Source organism: Sideroxyarcus emersonii (assembly GCF_021654335.1).
Lineage (GTDB): Bacteria > Pseudomonadota > Gammaproteobacteria > Burkholderiales > Gallionellaceae > Sideroxyarcus > Sideroxyarcus emersonii.
Genome location: NZ_AP023423.1, coordinates 373,281 through 398,381 on the forward strand (window position 1 = coordinate 373,281; position 25,101 = coordinate 398,381).

25 protein-coding genes are annotated in these 25,101 nt (G+C 60.9%); 18 read left to right on the forward strand and 7 right to left on the reverse strand.

What is annotated here, in order from left to right; genetic code table 11:
- Positions 1-291: 291 nt before the first annotated feature.
- From L6418_RS01755 to lplT, 6 genes are all read left to right on the forward strand, one after another.
- Entirely contained in the window at positions 292-717 is a 426-nt protein-coding gene (locus L6418_RS01755) for a hypothetical protein (RefSeq protein WP_237247764.1), read from the forward strand.
- Between the two features lie 703 nt (positions 718-1,420).
- Complete coding sequence (gene miaB, locus L6418_RS01760) at positions 1,421-2,752, forward strand: tRNA (N6-isopentenyl adenosine(37)-C2)-methylthiotransferase MiaB (RefSeq protein WP_237247765.1); 1,332 nt, start codon at positions 1,421-1,423, stop codon at positions 2,750-2,752.
- Positions 2,749-3,699, forward strand: a complete 951-nt coding sequence (locus L6418_RS01765) for a PhoH family protein (protein WP_237247766.1) — start codon at positions 2,749-2,751, stop codon at positions 3,697-3,699. The genes miaB and L6418_RS01765 overlap by 4 nt, the downstream gene beginning before the upstream one ends.
- Entirely contained in the window at positions 3,696-4,142 is a 447-nt protein-coding gene (gene ybeY / locus L6418_RS01770; protein ID WP_237247767.1) for an rRNA maturation RNase YbeY, read from the forward strand. Before L6418_RS01765 ends, ybeY begins: the two co-directional genes overlap by 4 nt.
- Positions 4,143-4,153: 11 nt before the next feature.
- Complete coding sequence (locus L6418_RS01775; RefSeq protein ID WP_237247768.1) at positions 4,154-5,002, forward strand: HlyC/CorC family transporter; 849 nt, start codon at positions 4,154-4,156, stop codon at positions 5,000-5,002.
- A gap of 28 nt (positions 5,003-5,030) precedes the next feature.
- The gene (gene lplT, locus L6418_RS01780) at positions 5,031-6,215 is read left to right on the forward strand and encodes a lysophospholipid transporter LplT (RefSeq protein ID WP_237247769.1); all 1,185 of its coding nucleotides are present in this window, start codon (positions 5,031-5,033) and stop codon (positions 6,213-6,215) included.
- An 81-nt stretch (positions 6,216-6,296) separates the two neighbouring features.
- On the opposite strand, the gene L6418_RS01785 is transcribed toward lplT, so the two are convergent.
- The 3 genes from L6418_RS01785 to L6418_RS01795 all read right to left on the reverse strand — a co-directional run bounded on the left by L6418_RS01785 (position 6,297) and on the right by L6418_RS01795 (position 8,338).
- Complete coding sequence (locus L6418_RS01785; protein ID WP_269807818.1) at positions 6,297-7,028, reverse strand: pseudouridine synthase; 732 nt, start codon at positions 7,026-7,028, stop codon at positions 6,297-6,299.
- Between the two features lie 60 nt (positions 7,029-7,088).
- Entirely contained in the window at positions 7,089-7,712 is a 624-nt protein-coding gene (locus L6418_RS01790; protein ID WP_237247771.1) for a MarC family protein, read from the reverse strand.
- A gap of 152 nt (positions 7,713-7,864) precedes the next feature.
- Positions 7,865-8,338, reverse strand: a complete 474-nt coding sequence (locus L6418_RS01795; RefSeq protein WP_237247772.1) for a cyclic nucleotide-binding domain-containing protein — start codon at positions 8,336-8,338, stop codon at positions 7,865-7,867.
- A gap of 82 nt (positions 8,339-8,420) precedes the next feature.
- On the opposite strand from L6418_RS01795, the gene lnt reads away from it, so the two are divergent.
- The 9 genes from lnt (at position 8,421) to L6418_RS01840 (ending at position 17,669) form a co-directional block, all read left to right on the forward strand.
- Positions 8,421-9,935, forward strand: coding sequence for an apolipoprotein N-acyltransferase (lnt, locus tag L6418_RS01800; RefSeq protein ID WP_237247773.1), 1,515 nt, complete (start codon positions 8,421-8,423; stop codon positions 9,933-9,935).
- A 348-nt stretch (positions 9,936-10,283) separates the two neighbouring features.
- Complete coding sequence (locus L6418_RS01805; RefSeq protein ID WP_237247774.1) at positions 10,284-10,817, forward strand: hypothetical protein; 534 nt, start codon at positions 10,284-10,286, stop codon at positions 10,815-10,817.
- Between the two features lie 448 nt (positions 10,818-11,265).
- Entirely contained in the window at positions 11,266-11,523 is a 258-nt protein-coding gene (locus tag L6418_RS01810) for a GIY-YIG nuclease family protein (protein WP_237247775.1), read from the forward strand.
- Between the two features lie 250 nt (positions 11,524-11,773).
- A complete protein-coding gene (locus L6418_RS01815) occupies positions 11,774-12,316 on the forward strand; it encodes a YjbH domain-containing protein (protein WP_237247776.1) in 543 nt (180 codons plus the stop codon).
- Between the two features lie 255 nt (positions 12,317-12,571).
- Positions 12,572-13,531: a glycine--tRNA ligase subunit alpha gene (gene glyQ / locus L6418_RS01820; protein ID WP_237247777.1), complete on the forward strand. Its 960-nt coding sequence runs from the start codon at positions 12,572-12,574 to the stop codon at positions 13,529-13,531.
- Positions 13,528-15,678, forward strand: a complete 2,151-nt coding sequence (gene glyS / locus L6418_RS01825) for a glycine--tRNA ligase subunit beta (RefSeq protein WP_237247778.1) — start codon at positions 13,528-13,530, stop codon at positions 15,676-15,678. Before glyQ ends, glyS begins: the two co-directional genes overlap by 4 nt.
- Before the next feature lie 16 nt (positions 15,679-15,694).
- Positions 15,695-16,228, forward strand: coding sequence for a D-glycero-beta-D-manno-heptose 1,7-bisphosphate 7-phosphatase (gene gmhB / locus L6418_RS01830; protein WP_237247779.1), 534 nt, complete (start codon positions 15,695-15,697; stop codon positions 16,226-16,228).
- Positions 16,225-16,929 carry a 1-acyl-sn-glycerol-3-phosphate acyltransferase gene (locus L6418_RS01835; protein WP_237247780.1) on the forward strand — a complete coding sequence of 235 codons (705 nt, stop codon included), beginning with the start codon at positions 16,225-16,227 and terminating at the stop codon, positions 16,927-16,929. The genes gmhB and L6418_RS01835 overlap by 4 nt, the downstream gene beginning before the upstream one ends.
- Positions 16,929-17,669: a M48 family metallopeptidase gene (locus L6418_RS01840; RefSeq protein ID WP_237247781.1), complete on the forward strand. Its 741-nt coding sequence runs from the start codon at positions 16,929-16,931 to the stop codon at positions 17,667-17,669. Before L6418_RS01835 ends, L6418_RS01840 begins: the two co-directional genes overlap by 1 nt.
- Before the next feature lie 251 nt (positions 17,670-17,920).
- Here the strand turns inward: L6418_RS01840 and cyaY are convergent, their stop codons facing one another.
- Complete coding sequence (gene cyaY, locus L6418_RS01845; RefSeq protein ID WP_237247782.1) at positions 17,921-18,232, reverse strand: iron donor protein CyaY; 312 nt, start codon at positions 18,230-18,232, stop codon at positions 17,921-17,923.
- 14 nt (positions 18,233-18,246) lie between these two features.
- Positions 18,247-19,542 carry an aspartyl protease family protein gene (locus tag L6418_RS01850; RefSeq protein WP_237247783.1) on the reverse strand — a complete coding sequence of 432 codons (1,296 nt, stop codon included), beginning with the start codon at positions 19,540-19,542 and terminating at the stop codon, positions 18,247-18,249.
- Between the two features lie 24 nt (positions 19,543-19,566).
- Here L6418_RS01850 and lptM point away from each other — a divergent pair, with 24 nt between their 5' ends.
- Entirely contained in the window at positions 19,567-19,758 is a 192-nt protein-coding gene (gene lptM / locus L6418_RS01855; protein ID WP_237247784.1) for an LPS translocon maturation chaperone LptM, read from the forward strand.
- Positions 19,759-19,760: 2 nt separating this feature from the next.
- Positions 19,761-21,008, forward strand: coding sequence for a diaminopimelate decarboxylase (gene lysA / locus L6418_RS01860; protein WP_237247785.1), 1,248 nt, complete (start codon positions 19,761-19,763; stop codon positions 21,006-21,008).
- A 150-nt stretch (positions 21,009-21,158) separates the two neighbouring features.
- On the opposite strand, the gene L6418_RS01865 is transcribed toward lysA, so the two are convergent.
- Positions 21,159-21,443 carry a hypothetical protein gene (locus L6418_RS01865; RefSeq protein ID WP_237247786.1) on the reverse strand — a complete coding sequence of 95 codons (285 nt, stop codon included), beginning with the start codon at positions 21,441-21,443 and terminating at the stop codon, positions 21,159-21,161.
- Positions 21,444-21,714: 271 nt separating this feature from the next.
- Positions 21,715-22,587, reverse strand: a complete 873-nt coding sequence (locus L6418_RS01870; protein ID WP_237247787.1) for an HDOD domain-containing protein — start codon at positions 22,585-22,587, stop codon at positions 21,715-21,717.
- Positions 22,588-22,790: 203 nt separating this feature from the next.
- On the opposite strand from L6418_RS01870, the gene L6418_RS01875 reads away from it, so the two are divergent.
- Complete coding sequence (locus L6418_RS01875; protein WP_237247788.1) at positions 22,791-25,046, forward strand: bifunctional diguanylate cyclase/phosphodiesterase; 2,256 nt, start codon at positions 22,791-22,793, stop codon at positions 25,044-25,046.
- The last annotated feature ends 55 nt before the right edge of the window (positions 25,047-25,101 follow it).

Consider the following 25,101-nt stretch of genomic DNA (forward strand, 5'->3'; position numbering starts at 1 on the left):
GAAATCTTCGAGAAACCTCATGACCCAAGGATTTATGCGGGTTCTTCCGAAACACCATCCCCCACTCTATATGTATGAGACAGCCCCGTGCGGGCAGTCTGGCAAGTTTGGCTTCGTTAAACTAGAATTTGGCAGGAAGCCGCCGGCAACAAGGCGGTGGCTATGTCGCCATGTTCCGCAGGAACTGTCACCAACCGCCGAGGCGAAAGTTTCGTTGCGGCAATTCGGGAAAGGACCATCATGAAAACGACTCTTCAGGCAACGGGATTTGTATCCCTGCTGTTTTGCGCTATGGCAGTTCATGCAGAAACTCCGTACATCAATCTTACGGTCGGCGGCGAGGTCAGTCCGGGTGTCTATGGCAGGGTGCAGATCGGCAATGCACCGCCACCTCCGGTGGTGTATGCGCAGCCGATGATCGCGGTCCGGCAACCGGAGGCCGATTCGATGGAGCCGATTTACCTGAATGTGCCACCGGGCCACGCGAGGAACTGGGCCAGGCATTGCCGCGAATACGATGCCTGCAACCGGCCGGTATATTTCGTGAGGTCTGCCGAGTACGAACCCGGTTACCGTGGGCGTGGCGACAATTACCGCGACGAAGATCGTGGGGGCGATCGGCGCAGGGACGAGGGGCGCGGCGACGAAGGATACCGGGGCGAAGGCCGTGGGGGTGAGGAACGCAGGGGCGAAGGACGCGGCGGCGACCGGGATTAAGGTCTGTCCGGCCGCATTGGCCGGCAGCGCTTCAGGCCGAGGATTTTCGGCAATGCGGGAATGTCGATCCGTTCGCCTGATCTGCAACTGAAAGCAAAAACTCCAGCATCTGCTGGAGTTTTTGTTTGGTGCTGTGTAATTTCTGGACTAGTTTTTGTCGGTAAAGAGTTGCTTCAACATCCACAACGAAAAGACAACAGCCAACAATGCCGAACCGATTGCTGCAATATCTGCGACGAATGACATTTTTCGCTCCTCTCAAGGGAATGGATTACACGCACTTTTCCAAGTGGTATTGAAATCCTAGCACAGTCGGATTTTGCTTAACAATAATTTAACGCTGGGCGGGCGCCTGGCAGGGTTGCTGCTTGCAGGGGAATACGGGAACCGGGATGGGAAGCCGGGGGATCGGCTTCCCGCGTAGTGCGGCTTAGTCAGCCTTTTTGAACAGCTGGATGGTGATCCAGACTGCGAAGAAAACCGAGAATATTGCGGTACCGATGGATGCTACGTCTGCAATCAATGCCATGCTCTGCTCCTAAAGTGCGTCAGTTTTTTGGATGAACTCTATAATGGCGATAGTTGACTAAAGCCGTTTCAATTATATGAGCAATTTAACGGGATATTGACATTTAATTTATAAGGTTATTGCCGGGGTGACCGGATCCGGCTGCCGCAAATCGAAAATCGACAGGTATCGAGCGTGTTAACAAAACTCTACATCAAGACTTATGGCTGCCAGATGAACGAGTACGACTCCGACAAGATGGCGGACGTATTGCATGCCTGCGTCGGAATGGTGCAAACGGACAAGCCGGAAGAAGCCGACATCATGCTGTTCAACACCTGCTCCATTCGCGAGAAGGCGGAAGAGAAAGTATTTTCCGACCTGGGGCGGGCGCGGGCGCTGAAACAGGCCAACCCGAACCTGCTGATCGGCGTCGGGGGCTGCGTTGCAAGCCAGGAAGGCGAGGCCATCGTCAAGCGGGCGCCTTATGTCGATGTGGTGTTCGGTCCGCAGACCTTGCACCGATTGCCGCAGCTCATCGCGGCACGCCGCGCAAGCGGTAGACCGCAAGTGGACATCAGTTTCCCCGAGATCGAAAAGTTCGACCATGTGCCGGTCTCGCAGACCTCGCATGGCACGGCCTTCGTTTCGATCATGGAAGGATGCAGCAAATACTGCACGTTTTGCGTGGTGCCCTATACGCGCGGCGAGGAGGTCTCGCGTCCGTTCGCCGATGTGATGCGGGAGGTGGAAAGCCTGGCGGCGCAGGGCGTGGGCGAGATCACGCTGCTGGGGCAGAACGTGAACGCTTATCAGGGCGAGACGGAAGACGGCGATACGGTGGACTTCGCATTCCTGGTCCAGGCCGTCGCCGCGCTGCCGGGCGTGCAGCGCCTGCGCTATACCACTTCGCATCCGCGCGAGATGTCGCAGCGCCTGATCGACCTGTATGCGACCACGCCCAAGCTGGCCGCCCACCTGCATCTGCCGGTGCAATCCGGATCGGATCGGGTCCTGATGGCGATGAAGCGCGGTTATACAGCGCTGGAATATAAATCCATCGTGCGCAAATTGCGTGCGGCACGGCCCGGCATTTCCATTTCTTCCGATTTCATCGTCGGTTTTCCCGGCGAGACCGAGGCGGACTTTGAGGCCACCATGAGACTCATCGACGAAGTCGGTTTCGATGCCAGCTTCAGTTTCATCTTCAGCCCTCGGCCCGGCACGCCGGCGGCGGAAATGGCAGACGACACGTCCGAGGAAACGAAACAGGCGCGATTGTCTCGCCTGAAAGCGCGGCTGCAAGAGCTGGATCAGCAGATCAGCGAGACGATGTGGGGCAGCGTGCAGCGGGTTCTGGTGGAAAACATCTCGCGCAAGAACGCGCAGGAACTGGCGGGACGCACGGAAAACAACCGGGTGGTGAACTTTGCCGGTTCGCCGGGCATGCTGGGGCGCTACGTGGATGTGCGGATACTGCCGGGGTCCGCACATACATTGCGCGGCGAACTGGTGATGCAGCCGTGAGCGACGCAGTGAGCCTTTCCTTCGAGCCGGTGGATAACGCCCGCCTGGCCAACCTGTGCGGTGCGTTCGACGAAAACCTGCGCCAGATCGAGACGGCACTGGAAGTGAACATCGCGCGGCGCGGCGAACGGTTTACCATCACGGGAGCGCAGGCGGCTTTGGCGCGCGCAGTGATGGAACGCTTCTATCTCGAAGCCAAACACGACATCACGCTGGAGCGCCTGCAGCTTGGCCTGATCGAGTGCATGAAACACGATCTGCCCGATGCGCAAAGCGAATCGGTTCCCCTGCTGATGACGCGCAAATCCGAGGTGCGCGGGCGCACCGTGCGCCAGAACGAATACCTGCAGGCCATCCAGGAGCACGACATCACCTTCGGCGTCGGTCCCGCGGGTACCGGCAAGACCTATCTTGCCGTCGCCTCCGCAGTCGATGCGCTGCAGCGCGAGACGGTGAAACGGCTGGTGCTGGTGCGGCCGGCGGTAGAGGCGGGTGAGCGCCTGGGCTTCCTGCCGGGCGACCTGGCGCAGAAGGTCGATCCTTATCTGCGTCCCCTGTACGACGCGCTGTACGACCTGATGGGGCTGGACAAGGTTGCCAAGGCATTCGAACGCGGCATGATCGAGGTCGCCCCGCTGGCTTACATGCGCGGCCGCACGCTGAACCATTCCTTCATCATCCTGGACGAGGCGCAGAACACCACGCCGGAACAGATGAAGATGTTCCTGACGCGCATCGGTTTCGGCAGCAAGGCGGTGATTACCGGCGATGTGACGCAGATCGACCTGGCACGCGGGCAGAAGAGCGGCCTCAACGATGCGCGCATCGTGCTGAAAGATGTGCGCGGCATCGCCTTCCAGCAATTCCTTGCCGAGGACGTGGTGCGCCATCCGCTGGTGCAGAAGATCGTCTCGGCTTACGAAAAATACGAACAGCAAAAACCATGACTGATCCGCACAAGCTCTCGCTGTCGGTGCAATACGCCAGCAATGCCAAAAAACTGCCGACGCGGCAGCAATTCCGCCGCTGGGTGAAGGCGGCGCTGGAACAGGATGTGCAGATCGCATTGCGCATCGTGGACGAGATCGAGGGGCGCGCGTTGAACCAGAGCTATCGCGGCAAGGATTACGCGACCAACGTGCTGACTTTCGTCTACGACGACTCGTCACCGTTGTATGGCGATGTCGTCATCTGCGCGCCGGTGGTGGCGCGCGAAGCGAAAGAGCAGGGCAAGGATCTGCTCGCGCATTATGCGCACCTCACCATCCATGCGGCGCTGCATCTGCAGGGTTACGACCACGAAAAGAAGCGCGAGGCAGAAGAGATGGAAGTGCGCGAAACTGCGTTGATGCTCAAATTGAGGTATCCTGCTCCCTATCTCGTTAGTTGATGTTTTGAGTAATGGACGGTTCGGAAAGTAGTCACAAGCCCACCTTGCTGGAACGGCTCTCCATGATGTTGCTGCGGGAGCCGGAAGACCGCGAGCAGTTGATCTCCCTGTTGCACAGCGCCTACGAGCGCAACCTGCTGGATGCCGATGCGCTCTCCATGATGGAGGGAGTCATCCAGGTCTCCGAGCGCCAGGTGCGCGAAATCATGATCCCGCGTGCGCAGATGGATGTCATCGACATCAGCCAGCCGCCGGAAAAATTCATCCCGTATGTCATCGAAACCGCCCACTCGCGCTTCCCGGTCACCGACGGCGACAAGGACAACATCATCGGCATCCTGCTGGCGAAGGATCTGTTGCGCTATTACGCCGGCGAGCGGTTCGACGTGCGCGACATGTTGCGCCCGGCCGTGTTCGTGCCGGAATCGAAACGCCTCAATGTGCTGCTGCGCGATTTCCGCAGCAACCGCAACCATATCGCGCTGGTGGTGGATGAATACGGCGGCGTGTCCGGCATGGTGACCATCGAAGACGTGCTGGAGCAGATTGTCGGCGACATCGCCGACGAATACGATTTCGACGAAGACGAAGACAACATCATCCGGCAGGACGATGCGCACTGGCGGGTGAAGGCCGATACCGAGATCGCCGATTTCAACGAGGCGCTGGGGACCGACTTCAGCGACGAAGAATATGACACCATCGGGGGCCTCGTGCTCAAGGCCGCCGGTCAGTTGCCCAAGCGTGGCGAACGTTTACAGATCGGGGAATGGCAATTCACCGTGCTGCGCGCGGACAGCCGCAGGCTGCATTCCCTGCTGGTGGAGCGCACGCTGATCGAGGCGGGCGAACAGGCTTAGCACCGCGAAAAGCCCCGGTGATGGCGAAATGAAAGCATTGGAAATGCCACTATGGTCGCCGGGCATGATGGCAGTGCTGGCGGCGCAATTCTTTTCTGCGCTGGCCGACAATGCGATCCTGATTGTGGCCATCGCAATCGTCCGATCCCAGGACTACGCCAATCTGGTTCCCTTGCTGCAAGAGTCGTTCGTGCTGCCGTTCATCCTGCTCGCGCCATTTGTCGGGCAGGTCGCGGACGGATATCCCAAGGGCCGCGTAATGCTGGCGGCAAACCTGCTCAAGCTGGCTGCCGCGCTGATTATGGCAGCGGGGGCCAATCCGCTGACCGCCTACGGTTTGATCGGCATCGGCGCCACAATCTATTCGCCGGCCAAGTATGGCATCCTCGCGCAGATGTTCGGGGCGGCTGCGCTGGTACGTGCCAATGGCATGATCGAGGGCTCGACCATTGTCGCCATCCTGCTCGGGGTGATCCTGGGCGGCTGGCTGGCGGATCATTCGATGGCTTGGGCCTTTGCCGGAGTGATCGCGGCATATGGCCTGGCGACTCTTGCCAACTTGTTCATTCCGCGCTTGCAGGCAGAAAGGATCGCGACGGGGTTGCGCCCGTGGTTGTTGACCAGGCAGTTCCTGGTGTCGCTGTCGTTGATGTTCAGAAACCGGGACTCGCGCTTCAGCCTGCTGGGAACCAGTGTGTTCTGGGGCAGCGGGACGACCTTGCGCTTGCTGTTGTTTGCCTGGGTTCCGGCAGCATTGTTGATCACCGACAACCGGACGCCGGCCAACCTGATGGGCGCGGTGTCTATCGGCATCGTATTGGGTGCGGCTGCGGCCGGCTGGTGGGTGTCGCTGCGCAACGTCAACCGGGCGTTGCTTGGAGGACTGCTGCTCGGGCCGCTCATCCTTGCACTGACTTTCGTGCATGGTCTTGCATTGGCCGCGATCCTGATGATTGCGATTGGCACCTGCGGCGGCCTGTTTGTCGTCCCGCTCAACGCTTTGCTGCAAGAGCGCGGTCACGCCAGCATCGGGTCGGGCAAGGCATTGGCGGTGCAGAACTTTGCCGAGAACCTCGCGATGTTATTGTTCGTGGGCGCATATGGCTGGGCGGTGTCTGCGGGCGCGCCTGTGACGATGATCATCGTCGCATTCGGCCTGGTTCTGTTAATCGTGATAGCGGCGCTGGCGGTTTTCAGGTGGGAACGCGCGTGACCGCCTACTGGTTCAAGCCGTTCCAAGCGGGAATGCCGGGCTGCAAGAGCTGAAGGGAATCATGCGGCCACTTCCCGGTACTCAGAACTTCTCATCCTCGCGCAGATAGCGCCATTGCCCCTGCGGCAGCTCGCCCAGCCTGACCTTGCCGATGCGTACGCGCTTCAGCGCGGTGACCCGCAGTCCCACCATCTCGCACATGCGGCGGATCTGGCGCTTCTTGCCTTCGACCAGGATGAAACGCAGCTGGTCCTCGTTCTGCCAGCTGACCTTGGCGGGCTTGAGTTTCTTGCCGTCCAGCGACAGGCCGTGATTCAGCAGCGCCAGGCCGTTGCCGACCAGCTTGCCCTGCACGCGCACCAGGTATTCTTTTTCGATCGGCGAATCTTCGCCGATGAGCTGTTTGGCGATGCGTCCATCCTGGGTGAGCACCAGCAGGCCGGTCGAATCGATATCCAGTCTCCCGGCAGGCGCGAGGCCGAGCAGCTGGCTGCGGTGGAAGCGTTGCGGCGCAGTGTCCTGTTCCCAGCGCGTGGCGGCATCGAGCAGCAGGATGGCGGGCTTGTAGCCTTCCTCCGCCTGGCCGGAGACGTAGCCGACAGGCTTGTGCAGCAGAATGGTGACGCGCCCTTGCTGCTTGGCCTGTGCGGCCTTTTCAAGAGTGATTTTTTGCGTGGGCAGAACCTTGGTGCCGAGTTCGCTGACGACCTCGCCGTCCACCTTCACCCAGCCGCGGGCGATGTAGTCATCCGCTTCGCGGCGGGAGCAGAGGCCCTGTTCGGACATGAGTTTTGAGAGTCGTATTTTTTCCATGGGTAAAGGGGCTGTTGTGGGCGAAGCATGATGGGGAAGACGGGATGGCCGGAGCTGCGCTCACCCCAACGTGGGGAACAGGCCGCGCAAGCCGCCGGCGATGAACTCGACCGCAATGGCGGCCAGCAGCAGCCCCATCAGGCGGGTGACGATGTTGCTGCCTATCCTGCCCAGGCGCTGCGAGACCCAGGGGGCGATGAGGAAGGTCAGCCACACGGTCAGGCTCAGTGCCGCGAGCACCAGTGCCATCATGCCATAGTGGCCGGCGTTGGTGCCCTTGTGCGCATCGAGGATCACCGTGCTGATCGCGCCGGGTCCGGCCAGCAAGGGGGTCGACAGCGGCACGATGGCGATGGACGAGGTCGCGTCGACATCGATATCCTCCGGCGAGTGCGCCTGCTTGTTGCCGAGCAGCATGGTGATGGACATCAGCAGCAGCAGGATGCCGCCCGCAGTGCGGAAGGAATGGATGCTGATGCCGAAGAATCCGAGTATCGCCTCGCCCAGCAGCAGGGCGGCGAGCAGGATCAGGAGTACCGAAAGCGATGCCATGCGCCCTACGCGTTCGCGTTTCTGCGCGGTCATGCCGGCGGTGAATGCGATGATGATGGGGATGATGCCGACCGGATCGATGATCGCGAACAGGCTGATGAAGATTTTGGTGTATTCGGTGAAATCGAGCATTGGATGCCTTTATAAATTCGTTTTGTGGGCGCATCGCTGCGTCGCGTGCTCGCTCATTCCTTGCCTACCAATGCGGTATGTCTCGTCATTCGCTGCGCGGCTCCTTGCGCTGCATCCCGCAAAACGATTTCTAGAGGCATCCAAGGGCGTTCCTAAATGATGTGGTCGACCAGTTGTCCCACCGCCATGCGCAGCCGGCGCGACAGGCTGACGGCGATGGCACGGATGACGCGGGCAGCGATGCGCGGGTGTTCTTCCAGCATCTTGTCGAGCGCCTCTTTCGAGAGCGTGAGCAGGATGCTGTCTTCGGCGGCCCGGCAGGTGGCGGAACGCCGTTCGCCGTCCAGCACCGCCATTTCGCCGAAGGCGCGGCCGTGCCCCAGCTTGACCATCTCCACCAGTTCTTCGTTCTGGTTGGCCTTGATCACCGCGATGCTGCCGGAATGCACGATGCACATGAACGAACCGATATCGCCCTCGTTGAAGATGACTTCGTCCTCGGCGATCTTGTTGACGCCGAAATAATGCGCGGCAGCGCGCAACTCCGCGGGCGACAGGTGGCTGAACAGGTCGCTGTCGAGCAGCATCGAGCTGATCTCTTCGAGCAGGGCGGAGCGGTCGGACATGGTGAAGAATATGGCGGTTACGATGACGTGCGGCGGAAGTTACACCGTATAATTGAACGAATCAACTTTATCGCCGACTATTGTGAAAAGACTCGTCGCTTCACCCCGTGCGCAGGCATTCCTTGCCGGTATCGTTGCCGTATTCGGTTTCGCCCCCTTCGGTTTCTTCCCCCTGCCCATCCTTGCTCTCGCCGTGCTGTTCCGGCTGTGGAGCCGGGCCGAACGTCCGGCGCAGGCGGCATGGCAGGGGTTCGCCTTCGGCATGGGACTGTTCTGCGTCGGCATACACTGGATCTATGTGGCGCTGCATATCTATGGCTACATGCACCCCGTCCTCGCTGCCATCGCCACGGCACTGTTCGCTGCCGTGAACGCCACGCTGCCGGCGCTGGCGGGCTATGCGCAGGCAAGGTTCAAGGTATCGGCGAACGTGCGCTTGCTGTTGCTGATGCCCGCGATCTGGACGCTTGCCGAATGGCTGCGCGGCCTGTTGTTCACCGGCTTTCCGTGGCTGGTGACGGGCTACTCGCAAGCGCCGGACAGCCCGCTGGCCGGCTATGCCCCGCTGCTCGGCGTGTACGGCGTATCGCTGGTCGCGGCGGTGAGCGCGGGAGCCCTGTTGCTGCTGTGGAACGCGCGCTGGAGCCGGCCCGGCAAGGCCGCCCTGGCGATCCTCGCCGCGTTGTGGCTGGGCGGCGCAACCCTGCGCAGCATCGGCTGGACGCAGGCGGAGGGCGAGCCGATCAAGGTCAGCCTGCTGCAAGGCAACATCGCGCAGGACACCAAATTCTCGGAAGAGGCGCTGGTCGGCACGCTGGAGACCTATCGTCGCCTGGCACAGGCCAGCGACGGGCGGCTGATCGTGATGCCGGAGACGGCATTGCCGCTGCTGCGCGACAACGTGCCGGAAAGTTACCAGACCCTGCTGCGCGAGCATGCGCGCCAGAACGGCGGCGATATCCTCATCGGCGTGTTCGAGAAGGAAAGCGGAGGCTATTACAACAGCGTGTACTCCCTCGGCAGCTCGCCCAGCCAGCACTACCGCAAGGACCACCTCGTCCCCTTTGGCGAATTCATCCCGCTGCGCAGTGTGCTCGGCTGGCTCATCAACGACGTGCTGGACATCCCCATGGGCGACCTCGCCAGCGGCGGCGCGCACCAGGCGCCGCTCAACGTCGCCGGGCAGAAAGTGGCGGTGGATATCTGCTACGAGGATGCCTTCGGCGAAGAGATCGTCCGCGCCCTGCCCGCGGCGACGCTGCTGGTGAACGTCACCAACGATGCCTGGTACGGCGATTCGCATGCCGCGATGCAGCATGCCCAGCTGTCGCAAATGCGCGCACTGGAAACCGGACGCATGATGCTGCGCGCCACCAATACCGGGGTGACCGCCGTGATCGGCTCGGATGGGCACATTCGGGCCATGCTGCCGCAACATGAGGAAGGGGTGCTGACGGCGCAGGTGCAGGGGTATGCTGGGAGGACGCCGTATGTGGTTTGGGGGAATGCGGGGATGCTGGTGTTGGTTGTGGCGATGTTGATCGCTGCATGGTGGATGCAGCGCAGAACATCCCCTCTCCCTTTGGGAGAGGGTTAGGGTGAGGGAGAGCTTGTTGCATACCCGCTTATCTCTAAACCAAAACCGTCGGGGGTAGCCCGACAGCTAGTTACTTTTCTTGTCTTGCCAAGAAAAGTAACCAAAAGAAGTCGCCCCCGGTTTGCCGCCCCTGCGGGGTTCCCTCGATATTTCGCCAACAAGCGGGGCTGCGCAACTCGCCCTGGCGGGGCACACAAACCGTGCCCCACTGCGGAGCTCGGACAGTGCTCGCCTAAACCTCCGCTTGTTGGTGAAATATCGAGGCGGCGCACAGGGGAAGAAAAGTCAAAACCTAATCCATCCCGTGGGCACTTTGTGCCCACCTTACTTAACCCGGGGGAACTGACGATGTTGGATATGCAAAGAGCAAAAGACTGGAGTGACCTATTACTCAAGTGGGTGACAATAATCGCTATTCCCATTGGGGGATGGTGGACGTACCACAATTTTTCAATCACCGACACGGCTGAATGGAATCCCGTAATTAACGTATCGGCTAATGCATTGCCGTATGACTCTCATTCGAGTTTGCTGGTAGTGCATGTCAAACCTAAAAATATTGGCAAGGTGCCAATAGTCCTGAAAGGCAAAAATTCTGGCGGTGATATAGCTATCACACTTAGAACATTGCCGGCTAATCTCAAGCAAGGAAGAATTGACGAAGACAAACTTCCAAAACTGAATGAATTGAAGAGCGTCGTGAGCGAATTCTCTGGCGAGTATGTTTTGGAACCAGGTGTTGAATATGATGATGTTTGGAGCTTTATAGTGCCGAAGGGAAAAACATACTTTGTCCATGTTGAGCTAGACTGGCCCTATAAAGGAAATAAACCACAGGATGGTTACGAGGTGGATTCCTCTTATATAGTTGAAGTGAAGTAGCCTAACAGAGTGGGCACGAAGTGCCCACTCTGAGGTTTTGAATTTCGCTTTCCCCCCCCTGTGCGCCGCCGAGTAGCGCAGGCTGGTCAGGGGTAGTCCGCGAATATGTTTGAGCACGTGGCCGCGTAGCGGATCGTGCGAGTTTATGAGGAGGCCTGACCAGTCGAGCAACGGAGGGAACCCCGAAGGGGCGGCGCACCGGGGGCGACTTCTTTTGGTTACTTTTCTTGGCAAGACAAGAAAAGTGACTAGCTGTCGGGCTACCCCCGACGGTTTTGGTTTTAAGATGAGTGAAAATACAACGTGCCCTCCCTCACCCTGGCCCTGATGGAACTACTAGCCATTCGACTAGGCTGCCAAACGACGTCAGCCAAGTCGCTGGTTATCTCCCATGAGGCGAGGGGACGAGAGGCACTCAGCACGAACGGCCATCAGGTAATCCACAAAAATGAAAGCACCGAACAACAACGCCTGGACCTGCTACCTCCTCCAATGCGCCGACCAGACCCTCTACTGCGGCATCACCAACGACCTCACCAAACGCCTGGCCGCGCATAACGCCGGCGAAGGCGCCAAATACACGCGCGGACGTACGCCGGTAGCTTTGGTTTACCAGGAACCTTGCGCCGACAAGTCCTCCGCATTAAAGCGCGAGCGGGAGATCAAGGCCTTGCCGCGTGCGGACAAACTTGCGCTGTTTCGTTGATGCCCGGTTTTTATCTTGGATGGAAATGGACGCTGCGAGCCGGCTGGGTTGCCAGCCTGTGGCGCAAATGCCGCACCATGTCGTTTTTCTTCAACTGGGCGGTCAGTTCTGCAAAAATCAGATACCCATTGCAACCGACAGGATGGGAGTAGACTGGCAAGAGGGGTGGTTGCGGGCAGTTTTCTTTTCCGTCGGAAAAGGACGAACGGTTCGGCGCTTCCCCGGTTATTTCAGACAATGAGGAGTTCACATGAAAAAATTCTTGGTGGTTTCTGTCGCTCTGGCGGGCGCATTGTTGGCGGCAGCATCGGCGCACGCAGAGGTTCGGCATGTGGCGGATACGAACGAAGTCGCGGGTACGGTCGATGTGAACAATTCCACGATCGGAGCATCGCTTGGGCACTGGTTTAGCGATGACATCGGCGCATCGGTCGGCTTGAGCAACGGCAACAGCTTCACCACAATCGAAGTTCGCGGCACTTATCTGATCGACAAGCCGTTCGACATCGCCCATTCTCCTGCGCTTCCTTACGTTGGCGCCGGCTTTATCTCCATCAGTGGCCCGACCTATTCCCTTGGTGGTGCGAGCTCGCAAAGCAAGGGCTCCGGTCTGGAAATCTTCGGCGGTGTGCAGTGGCAGACACCGTGGGTGAAGAACCTGCTGTTCCGTGCTGAAGCACGGCTTTCCACGGCCAAGGTGGACACCACGGTTAATGCTGGCGCGGTCGCATATCGATACGATGCGGGCTACAACAACGTGAGCGCACTGGCTTCTGCGGTCTATCAGTTCTAAACAGGCAACGGCAGGCGGTTCCGCGTAAACGCGGAGACGCCTGTTTATTGCGGTGGTTGAAGGCCGGGGCGATCCCGGCTTTTTCCGGGGGGGGGGCTGGCGCTGCTGCGCCGTATCACCTGCTTGCCGAGGCCAACGTCGCTTGATCGGGACGAATTGCGTTCCCGGTTCCCGCCGCTGGGATATTGTGGCGTGACGTAACAGGCGGGAACCCGTAAAATGCGGCCTTTCGCAAATACGGGTGGTTTTGAGCATATGCAAACCTTTGGTTCCGACGTCACGCGCTCCGCGCATGAGTCTTCACCGAAAGCCGGCCAGGGGCCGACTTTTCAGCAAGTCATCCTGACGTTGCAGCAGTTTTGGGACAAGCAGGGCTGCGCACTGCTGCAACCCTACGACATCGAGGTCGGCGCGGGTACCTTCCACACCGCTACCTTCCTGCGTGCGATCGGCCCCGAGCCCTGGCGCGCGGCTTACGTGCAACCTTCGCGCCGTCCGAAAGACGGGCGCTACGGCGAGAACCCCAACCGCCTGCAGCACTACTACCAGTACCAGGTGGTGCTGAAACCCTCTCCCGACAACATCCAGGAACTTTATCTCGACAGTCTGCGCGCGCTGGGCATCGACACCGGCGAGCACGACATCCGCTTCGTCGAGGACGATTGGGAATCGCCGACGCTGGGCGCCTGGGGGCTGGGCTGGGAAGTCTGGCTGGACGGCATGGAGGTGACGCAGTTCACCTATTTCCAGGAAGTCGGTTCTCTCACCTGCAAACCGGTGCTGGGCGAGATCACTTACGGGCTGGAGCGTCTGGCCATGTACCTGCAGGGCGTGGAGAACGTGTTCGACCTGGTGTGGGCGAAGAACGGCGACACCGTCATCACCTACGGCGACGTGTATCACCAGAACGAAGTCGAGCAGTCGAAGTACAACTTCGAGCATTCCAACGTCGAGATGCTGTTCCGTCATTTCAACGAATATGAATCCGAGGCCAAACGCCTGATGGAGGCGGGGCTGCCGCTGCCGGGATTCGAGATGGTGATGAAGTGCTCGCATACCTTCAACCTGCTGGATGCGCGCGGTGCGATCTCGGTGACCGAACGCGCGGCCTACATCGGCAAAGTGCGCGCCCTGGCGCGGCAAGTGGCCCAGGCATATTACGATTCGCGCGAAGCATTGGGTTTCCCGATGGCCAGGATCGGGGGTAAGAAATGAAAGCGACGTTGCTGATCGAACTGCTCACGGAAGAGCTGCCGCCGAAGGTTCTGGAGAAACTCTCCACCACGTTTGCCAATGAAGTGTTCGCCAGCCTGAAAGAACAGGCATTGCTGGGCGAGGCGAGCGTGTGCACGCCATATTGCACGCCGCGCCGCCTGGCCGTGAGCATCACCGCGGTCGAGGCGCAGCAGCCGGACCGCGTGATCGAACGCAAGGGGCCGGCCGTCGCGGCCGGACTGGATGCCGACGGCAAACCGACCAAGGCGCTGGAAGGTTTCATGCGCTCGGCCGGCGTCACGCTGGCGCAGTTGCAGCGCGTGGTCGACGGCAAGTCCGAATACTTCGTGGCGCGCGTCGAGCAGAAAGGCAAAGCTCTGGACGAATACCTGCAGGACATCGTGACGCAGGCGCTGAAGAAACTGCCGGTGCCGAAGCTGATGCGCTGGGGCGATTCCGAACACCAGTTCGTGCGCCCGGTGCACGGGCTGACTATCCTGCACGGCAATCGCGTGGTGTCGGTGGAAGTGCTGGGGCTGACCAGCGGCAACGTCACCAGCGGGCACCGTTTCCTGTGCAGCGAGCGCGTCAGCATCGAGCATGCCGACGATTACGAAGCGACGCTGGCGCGCGACGGGCGCGTGATCGTCAGTTTCGCGCACCGGCGCGAGAGCATCGTGGCGCGCCTGGACACACTGGCCGAGCAGAACGGTGCGATCTGGGTGGGGCACGCCAATTTCGACCTGGAGAAACTGCTCTCCATGTCCAACGACGAACGCAGCGTGTTGAGCACCCTGCTGGATGAGGTGACGGGGCTGGTCGAATGGCCGGAGGTGTATGTCGGCGAGTTCGAGAAGGAATTCCTCGACGTGCCGCAGGAATGCCTGATCCTCACCATGCAGCAGAACCAGAAATATTTCCCGCTGCTGGATGCGACCAGCGGCAAGCTGCTGAACAAGTTCCTCATCGTCTCCAACATGCAGGTGGCCGATCCGAAACACATCATCGGCGGCAACCAGCGCGTGGTGCGTCCGCGCCTCGCCGATGCGCGCTTCTTCTTCAACCAGGATCGCAAGCAGAAGCTGGAATCGCGCGTCGAGAAACTCGGCAATGTGGTGTACCACAACAAGCTGGGCAGCCAGTTGCAGCGTGTCGAACGCATCACCACGCTGGCAGGAACCATCGCGCGGCTGCTGGACGCCGACAAGGCCAATGCGGAGCTGGTGGCGCGCCTGTGCAAGGCCGACCTGCTCACCGACATGGTGGGCGAGTTCCCCGAGCTGCAGGGCATCATCGGCCGTTACTACGCCTTCCATGACGGCGAGGACCTGGAGGTGGCGAACGCCATCGAGGCGCATTACCACCCGCGTTTCGCCGGCGATTCCATCCCGGTGGGCGCAGTCGCGAGTTCGGTGGCGCTGGCCGACAAGCTGGAGACGGTGGTCGGCATCTATGGCGTCGGGCAGGTGCCGACCGGCGACAAGGACCCCTTCGGTTTGCGCCGCCAGGCCCTGGGCATCCTGCGCATCCTGGTCGAAACGCCGCTCGACCTGCCGCTGCCTGCGCTGCTGAAGGCGACGGCAGAGAACTTCCCGGCCGGCATGCTGAGCGCATCGGTGGCGGCGGACGTGGAAGGTTTCATGATGGATCGCCTGCGCGGCTATCTGCGCGATCGCAGTTTCGACCCGTCGCATATCGAAGCCGTGCTGGCGGTGCTGAACGGCCGTTTGCACGAAGTGCTGCCGCGCCTGCAGGGCGTGCGCGCCTTTGCCGCGATGGCGGTGGCGAAGGATCTGGCGGCCGCCAATAAGCGCGTGCAGAACATCATGCGCAAGAACCATGAAGAGCTGGGCACGGCGATGGCGAGTGCGGCATTCGATGCCAAGCTGATGACGGACGAGGCCGAGCGCAACCTGCATCAGGCCATGGTGGACATCACCCCGTTCGCGCAGGGCTACTTCAGCCGCGGCGAATATGGCCAGAACCTGAAGGCGCTGGTCACGCTGAAACCGTTCATCGACGATTTCTTCGATCAGGTGATGGTGATGGCGGAGGACAGGAAGCTGCGCATCAACCGTGCGCTGCTGCTCAGGCAGCTTGGCGGCCTGATGAATCAGGTTGCGGATATTTCCAGGCTGGCGGCTTAAGGGGTAGAACGGTTACATGAGCAAGCTCATCATCCTCGATCGCGACGGCGTCATCAACTTCGATTCCGACCAGTTCATCAAGAGCCCGGAAGAATGGAAGCCCATTCCCGGCAGCCTGGAGGCCATCGCGCGCCTGACCCAGGCCGATTACCGCGTGGTGGTGGCGACCAACCAGTCCGGTATCGGGCGCGGACTGTTCGACATGCCGACGCTGAATGCGATCCACGACAAGATGCACAAGGCGTGCGCGCTGCTTGGCGGGCGCATCGATGCGGTGTTCTTCTGTCCGCACACCAACGATGCGAACTGCGGCTGCCGCAAACCCAAGAGCGGGATGCTGGAGGAGATTGCCATGCGTTACGGCGTCAATCTGAGGGGCGTGCCCGCGGTGGGCGATTCGCTGCGCGACCTGCAGGCGGCGGCCCGGCTGGAAGCGCAGCCGATTCTGGTGCTGACCGGCAAGGGCGCCAAGACACAGGCCAAGGGCGAGCTGCCTGAAGGTACCCTGATCTATCCCGATCTGGCATCCGTGGTGGCGACACTGGTATGACGCCACTCCGTTCCCTGGTTTTCTTCCTGGTGCAGCTGGTGTGGACGCCGATTTATGCGTCGCTGGTGCTGTTCCTGTTTCCTTTCAAGCCGCATACCCGCTACCGCATCGCCACCGGCCTGGCCTACAGCACGATGTGGCTGTTGCGCGTGATCTGCGGTATCCGCATGGAAGTACGCGGCGCAGAGAACATCCCGCAGCAGCCGTGCATCGTGATGTGCAAGCACCAATCGGCATGGGAGACATTCGCGCTGCAGACCGTGTTCCCGGACCAGGTCTGGGTGCTCAAGCGCGAGTTGCTGTGGCTGCCGTTCTTCGGCTGGGGCCTGGCGCTGACCAGCCCCATCGCCATCGACCGCAGCAAGGGCAAGCAGGCGATGAGGCAGCTGCTGGAGCAGGGCAAGGACCGGCTTGAGCACGGTTTCTGTGTGGTGATCTTCCCCGAGGGCACGCGCATGCCCTATGGTGTACGCGGCAAGTACAAGATCGGCGGCGCCCTGCTGGGCGAAAGCACCGGCGCGCCGGTGGTACCGGTGGCGCACAATGCCGGAAAATTCTGGGGGCGCAATTCGTTCCTGAAACATCCCGGTACCATCGTCATGAGTATCGGGCAGCCCATCGATCCCAGGGGCCTCAAGGCGGAAGAGATCAGCCGCCGCGTCGAGGACTGGATCGAAGGCGAGATGGGCAAGCTCGACTGATGTTCAGAGCGTTACGCCGGAAGCTCCCCCCGCCTGTCGTCGAACAACGCAATATCCATCTTTCCGGCAAGGAAATCAGCTACACCCTCAAGCGCAGCGGCAGGCGCCGCAGCATCGGCCTGCGCATCGACGAGCGCGGGCTGACCGTCAACATGCCGCTGCGGGCTTCCGAAAAGTGGCTGCACAGCGTATTGCAGGACAAGGCCGACTGGGTGGTGAAGCAGCTGGAGGGATGGCAATCGAAAAAGGTGCCGCCGATATTCTGGGCGGAAGGAGCGCGCATCCCGTTCCGTGGCGAAGAGTTCCTGTTGACGCTGACACCCAGGTTGCGCGGCGCCATCCCGCAATTGCACGGCGAGGTATTGCACGTGCCGGTCGGGCTGGAAGCGGACGCTGCACACATCGAAAAGGCGGTGATGCTCTGGTACCGGCAGGAAGCGCTGCGCGTGTTCCAGGAATGCGTGGAGCATTTCGCGCCGTTGCTGCAGGTGATGCCGCGCGAGATCAAGCTGTCGGCGGCGCGCACCCAGTGGGGCAGCTGCACCGCGCGCGGCGTGGTACGGCTGAACTGGCAGCTGGTGAAGATGCCGTTGCACCTGATCGACTACGTGGTGGTGCATGAACTGGCGCACCTGGTCGAGATGAACCATTCGCCCGCCTTCTGGCGCGTGGTGGAAAGCGCATGCCCGGACTATATGCAGTGTCGCGCGGAATTGCGCAGCTACGGCGTGGCGGAATAGGCAGGGCGGCGCCCCGGCTACGCCAATCTGCCCCGCAAGTTGTCCAAAGGCATTTTTCCCTGCGACAATTTGTCACATTCCCAAACAGCGGGAACGGTTCTAGAGTTCGTCCTGCCAGGTGGACGAGGATGCGATCCCAGTAGTCTCCTCCCCCAGATCACTGAAGCATCGAAGCAAGCTATTCCGTCTGCCTGGCTCCTTCCCGTCGCTTGCCGCCGGTCCCGACGCTTCCCGGGTCGGATCGCAGGCATCTAGAACACCAGTTTCGTTCCTGCACCCAGTTGCACGAGTTCGCCCAGTCTGGCGAACAGCTCGCTGCCGTCGCGCTGGCTGATCCAGCGGCCGTCCTGCAGGGCATAGTGGAATCCGCCCGATTTCGCGGCGAGCCAGATCTCCCGGTTGGGCACGTGGCGATTGATGATGACTTTGCTGCCATCGGCAAAGTCCATTTCCAGCACCGTGCCGTTGCTGTCGTAATCGATATCTGCATCGCCGTCGTCTATCGCCCGTTCGATGCGCCGGAATACCGCATCGGCCTGTTCGTTGAATTCGCTCTCTGTCATGTCCGGTTCCTCGGTTAACGCCGTCCGATCAGCAGCTGGCTGTCGTGTTGGCTGACTTGAAAATTGCGCAGCACGTTGGTGCCGAGCAGGTTGGTTTCCGTGTCCGGCAGTACCGCCACGGTGATGTTCTCCAGTGCGAAGCGGCCAAGCTTCATGTGCGGCACCAGGGCGATGCAGCCGGCCGCAGGGGTGTTCGCAGCCGGAGGCTGTACCGCCTTGCAGTTGCGGATGCCTGCCTGGCGGGCAAGGCTGCTGGAGACGGAGGTGACCGGTGAGTCGGTATCCAGCATGAACACGATGGGGGTGTCGTCGATGCTGCCCGGCAGGTAGAAGTGTCCATCCGCATGGCGTGCCACCTGCATGCGGCCGTCGCCGGTGTAGTTCGGGAGCGGTGCCGAGGCGGCCGGATGGAAGGTTTTAACCAGCACCTGCAGGTCCGCGATGCCGCTGCCGGATGTTTGCATGGCGACCTGCACCGGTTTGCCGGCCTGCACGCTCAGCGGCTGGTCGAATTTCAGCAAGTGGCCTTCCGAGAAACCGTTGCGCGGGTTGCACCAATTGTCGCCGACACTGAACATCATGTCGTACCGTCCGGCAGGCAGGCGCACGGCGGCAACCTGTCCGGCATGCACCAATATCGACAACGAGGGAGTGGCGCTCTCTGCCGCGGTGAGGATCAGCAGCACGGGATGCGGGTGGTCGTTCTTCAGGGTGACCTCGGGGTCGTCCGGGCCGCCGGTGCGCATGCGGTTGGCCGGGAAGAGGCTCACATTGCCGTTGGCGGGCAATGCGCCTTCGCACGGGTAGTGCAGCTGATTGAGCGACAGGGTGGGTGTCCGGGTCGTCGCCGGTCCCGATGCCTGCGGTTTCCCCGGCCGCTGCATCGACCAGAAGATCAGCGCGGAGGCGAGCAGTACGATGACGACATTGCGCAGCATGTGGTTGTTCCCGGCGGTGCGCATGGGGACGGGAGAGGGCGTTGCCTGGGCCATGCGCGCGCGCGCATTGCGCGGATCGCTGGCGATCGCCAGATCGATGGCTTCGTTCAGCCTGGCGAAGAGCTCGCTCTGGTCGTGCGCACGCCAGGTGCCTGCGTGATGGATGAACTCGATGCCGCCGGTGCGCGCGGCCAGCCACACGTTGTTTGTCCGCGCATCGAGGTTGATCAGGATGCGCTGCTTGTCGGCGAATTCCAGGCGCAGCGCATTGCCGTCCAGGTGCTGGCGGATATCCTCGCTGCGTGCATCCACCATCTGCCTGATGCGCGCGAACAGCGCGCTGCGCGGTTCGTTGCCTGGGCTTTCCGTCATATAATCGCGCCCGTTCTGATTGTTATGAAAGATAAAGTCATGCGCATCGCCGGCATTATGTTGCTGTTGACCGTCATCCTGCAAGGATGCGGACGCAAAGGTCCGCTGTTCCTGCCGCCCCCGCCGACCGCAGCTCCGGCGGCAGCCGCCCAGCCGGCCGCCTCGCAAGTTGCTCCGGCACAACCCGCTCCCGCAAATCCAGAAAGCAAGAAGTGACCATGAACGAATATTTCCATTATCAGCAGGACCAGTTGTTCGCCGAGGGCGTGGCGTTGAGCGATATCGCCCGGCGCTTCGGTACGCCGTGTTACGTCTATTCCCGTGCGGCGCTGACCGATGGCTATCGCCAGTTCGACGAAGCGCTCAAGAGCCGCGAGCATCTGATCTGCTACGCGGTGAAAGCCAATTCCAACCTCGCCATCCTCAATCTGTTCGCCCGCCTGGGAGCCGGATTCGACATCGTTTCCGGCGGCGAACTGCAGCGCGTGCTGGCGGCAGGCGGGGCGGCCGGCAAGGTGGTGTTTTCCGGTGTCGGCAAGAGCGAGGCGGAGATGCGCCAGGCGCTGGAGGCGGAGATCCTCTGCTTCAACGTCGAATCGGCACCCGAACTGGACCGGTTGAATGCGCTGGCGGGCAGCATGGGCAAGGTGGCGCCGGTCAGCCTGCGCGTGAATCCGGACGTGGATGCCAAGACCCATCCTTACATCTCCACCGGACTCAAGCAGAACAAATTCGGCGTGGCCTATACCGAAGCCCTGGCGCTGTACCGGAAGGCAGCCGACATGCCGCACGTGCGCGTCACCGGCATGGACTGCCATATCGGTTCGCAGCTCACCGAGACCAGCCCGTTCATCGCGGCAGCGGAGAAAGTCCTGGCGCTGGTGGACAAACTGGCTGCGGCGGGCATCACGCTGGAGCATCTCGATCTGGGCGGCGGGCTGGGTATCCGCTACGACGACGAGACGCCGCCTTCCATCGCCGAGTATGGGAAAGCCCTGTTGGCAGCGCTGCAAGGCCGTTCCGAGAAGCTCATCGTCGAACCCGGCCGGGTGCTGGTCGGCAATGCCGGCGTGCTGCTGACGCGCATCGAATATCTCAAGCATGGCGAAGAAAAGAACTTTGCCATCGTCGATGCGGCGATGAACGACCTCATGCGCCCGGCACTGTACGATGCCTATCACGCGATTCTGCCGCTGCAGAAACGGGATGATCCGGCGCAGCGATACGAGGTGGTGGGGCCGATCTGCGAGACCGGGGATTTCATCGGCCATGCACGCGAGATGGCCGTGGATAAAGGAGATGCGCTTGCCGTGATGTCCGCCGGAGCGTACGGAATGAGCATGAGTTCGAACTACAACACGCGTCCCCGGGCTGCCGAAGTGATGGTCGACGGGGCAGTCGCACACCTGATCCGGGAACGCGAAACAGTGCGCCAGCTCTACGCTGCAGAGAAAATCGTCGCGTGAAAATTATTCGAAAATAATGCACAAAAGTGTTGCGCAATTTTTTTAATCGCGCATAGAATGGCATCACCGTGCGTGTTGGGAGATTTCAAGCAGTAGAAAGGCGCATCGGGAGTGCAGTTGGTGCACGCAATGTTGTCACTGGTTAGTCCATCAATTTTTATAAGGAATGAAAATGGCTGCAACAACCAAAGCAAAGAGCACCACCACCAAGAAGGCTGCCGCCAAGAAGCCTGCAGCGAAAAAAGCAGCAGCGAAGAAGCCAGCCGCCAAAAAAGTAGCCGCCAAGAAACCGGCAGCGAAAAAGGCAGCAGCGAAGAAGCCAGCCGCCAAAAAAGTAGCCGCCAAGAAACCGGCAGCGAAAAAAGCAGCAGCGAAAAAACCTGCCAAGAAAGCAACAGCCAAATCGGCTGCCGCTCCTGCAGCAGGCAAAGGCATCCTCGGCGCCTAAGCTTCGTAGATTGGGGCGGGCGCCGGGTCGTTGCGTTTCGCCCTTTCTGCGACCTCCGCTTCGTCGGAGTGCAGCATGTTGTTCCCTTCGTGTTTGTTGAGCCTCTTCAGCGAACCGCTCTGTTATTCACCCCGAAATTTCCGCTCATGAATGCTGCGCGCAGGTTGCGTTCGCGCACGATTTGCTTCTTGCGTGCAAAAGGTTTTGCTGCGCGGGATTCGGCTGGCGCCGCCGTCGCGGGCCGATACGGGGCGAGGATTAATCCGCTGCAGCGAGGATGGGCTTGGCCTCGGAATACAGGAATTCCAGGTCGTCCTCATCGATCTGCAGGATCGCCAGGCAGGCAGCGGCCAATTTCGGCCATTCCTGCGTGACTCCCAGACCGAGTTGCTGCTGCGAGAAATATTCCGCCAGCTGGGCGGTCGCGATGAACTGGCAGCTGGATTTAGGCAAGGTGGAGTCGGCAGCCAGGGCTGCGAGCGAATGGTGATGGCGGATGGCTTGGTACATGTCTTCTTCCAGCCACCAGCTCTGGGCCAGTCTGCTGCCGACGATGGTGTGGTTGATATTCAGCTGCAAGTCTTCCGATGCGGTGAATTCATTGAGTGCATCGCTGTTCGCCTGCCCCAGGATTTCCTTGTAGTTCGGAAAACGCATCATCAGCACCGGGATGCCGCAGTCATGGAACAGGCCAAAGGTATAGGCGTCGTCGGCGTTCAGGCTGGGGGTATCCAGTTTGCGCGCGAGCCAGGCGGAAAGGCGCGCTGTACGTGCCGATGCATCCCAGAAACGGAGCATGTTCGGCGTGTCCGGGAACAGGTTGCGCAGGATGATGCCGGCGATGGTGTGGCTGGCCACCCTGAGGCCGAGTATCGACAGCGCATCGTAGACCGTGCGCGCGCGCTGCGGGCGGACGAAGTGCGGCGAATTGGTGGCCCTGATCAGCCCGGCGGCAAGGGCGACGTCCGCGCTGATGATGTTGCTCAATCGATGGTAGTCAGGATCTTCCTTGTGCATCTCATCCATGATGCGCATAAGGATTTCGGGGCAGGGCGGAATCTCTATATCGAGCAGGGAACGTTCAAGTTGCGTGTCGACCCTGGAAAGTTGAATGGGTGAGCTATCGGTCATTTCAGAGTCGTGTGCGTGATAAGATTGCCGCCTAATGATTGTTGTCTTCGCCAGTGCGCCGATAGTGCAAAATAACACAGGTCGGGTTTTGCTGGCTACGGATTTCAAGTCATCGGGCAAGCCTTGGGGGCAATGATCCCGCCCGTGCAGCAACGCAAGAATAACCATCCAAAATCCCGTCCGGCCAGGAGAGATTCGCATCAATGAAAAAGAACGGGTCGTTCAATCCGAATAGCGCCAGTCAGGGACGGAACGAGGGGTACAAGGCCGCCTTCCTCGACAGCGTGTTCCTGTTCGGCGGCATCATCGCGCTGGGGATGGGCTTCATCCGCTGGCAGACCAGCGTTACGCTGGGCATGATCGATTTCGGCTTCGCCGGTTTCTGTTTCGCCCTGCGCATATATTTGCGCCGGCCTGGCAGCAACGTCGATCTGGCAAGTTCGGTCGCGCTGGCGCTGTCCTATGGAATGTTCACGGCAGTCTACATACTGGCGCCTTACAACACGATGCGGTTGTCGCTGTTCTTCCTGCTGTCGGCGGCGGCGTTCTTCCTGCAAGGTCGCAGGGCCGGGCGCATCTGGCTGGCCATCATCCTGCTGACCATTGTGGTCATCGATGCATTGCCCTATTTCTCCACGGGTTACTCGCACGTCGACGCGCTGAGCGGTTGCCTGTATCTGCTCGTGCTGTTCATGATCTTCGAGAAATACGAGACCTTCCGCGAATTGCAGCGCGCGCACGAGGACGAGCGGGAGGTGTTGCGCCTGACCGAAGAGCGTTTGCGTCATGCGCTGGAAGGGGCGGGCGACGCGGTGTGGGACTGGCGGCTGAAAAGCGGGGAATTCCATTATTCCAGGCGTTTTGCCGAGATGCTGGGGTATGCCGAAGATGAGCTGGGCGATCGTTCCGGGAGCGTGTTCAAGGTCGTGCATGCCGACGATGAGCGGCGCGTCAGGAACGAGTTGCGCGGGTTCCTCAAGCGGAAGACCGGCTACTATGTTTCGGAGATACGCCTCGTATGCAAGGACGGCAGCTGGAAGTGGATACTGTGCCGCGGCACAGTCACGCAGCGGGACGAAGCGGGCGAACCGGTCCTCATGGTCGGGACCTTTTCCGACATCACCCAGCTGAAGCAGCACGAGAAACAGCTGGAGCACATCGCGCACTACGATGCGTTGACCGGCATACCCAATCGCGTGCTGCTGGCCGACCGCCTGCAGCAGGCGCTGGCGCACAGCAAGCGGGAAGGCACCATCCTGGCAGTCTGTTACCTCGATCTGGACGGTTTCAAGCTGGTCAACGACACCATGGGGCACGAGGCCGGCGACAAGGTCCTGATCGAAGTGACGCAGCGCATCAAGAACTCGATCCGGGGCGACGACACGGTCGCCCGCCTGGGCGGCGACGAATTCGCCGTCCTGCTGCTCGGATTGCACGCCGCCGACGAATGCTCGGCCAGTCTGAACCGCCTGCTGGAGGCGATCAGCCAGCCGATCGAGATCCGGAACAAGCTGTTCGAAGTCAGCGCCAGTATCGGCGTCGCAACCTATCCCGGGGGTGACCACGATGCCGACACCCTGCTGCGGCATGCCGATCAGGCGATGTATACCGCCAAGCAATCGGGCAAGAATCGCTACTTTCTCTACGATGCGGAAAACGACCAGCGCACGCGCAGCCACCACGAATTCCTGCGGCGCCTTGCGCTTGCCCTGGGGCGGAACGAATTCGAGCTGTATTACCAGCCCAAGGTCGACATGCGCTCCCTCCAGCTGGTGGGAGCGGAGGCGCTGATCCGCTGGCGCCATCCCGAGCGCGGCTTGCTCGCCCCGGCGGAATTCCTGTATGCGATCGAGGGCACGACGCTGGAGATCGAGCTGGGGGACTGGGTTGTCGCGACGGCACTGCTCCAGCTGGAGAGATGGCACCAGGCGGGCTTGCCGATGCAGGTGAGCATCAATATCTCGGCCGGCTACCTGCAGGCGAAGGATTTCGCCTGGAAATTGAAACGCAAGATCCTGCGCCACCCGGGCTTGCCGCAAGGCTGCCTGCAGGTCGAGGTGCTGGAGACGGCCGCGCTGGAAGACATCCCGCGGGTGAGCGACACCATCGAGCGTTGCCGCAAGATCGGCATCAGCTTCGCCCTGGATGACTTTGGTACCGGCTATTCCTCGCTGTCCTATCTGGGGCGCCTGCCGGTCGACACGCTCAAGATCGACCAGTCCTTCATCCGCGACCTGCTGGGCGACCCGGGCGACCGCGCCATCGTGCAGGGCGTTATCGCGCTGGCCAAGGCGTTCGATCGCAAGATCGTCGCCGAGGGCGTGGAATCGGAAGAGCTGTTTCGGGAGCTGGTGGCGATGGGCTGCGAATACGGGCAAGGCTACGGTATCGCGCGGCCCATGCCGGCGAGCGAGTTGCCGGCATGGCTGGAACAGTGGAACAGCGCACCGTTCAGCTGAGCACGGCTGGCGCAAGGCCGTCCCCGGCATGCTCCGCGACACCACCGCAGGCCCG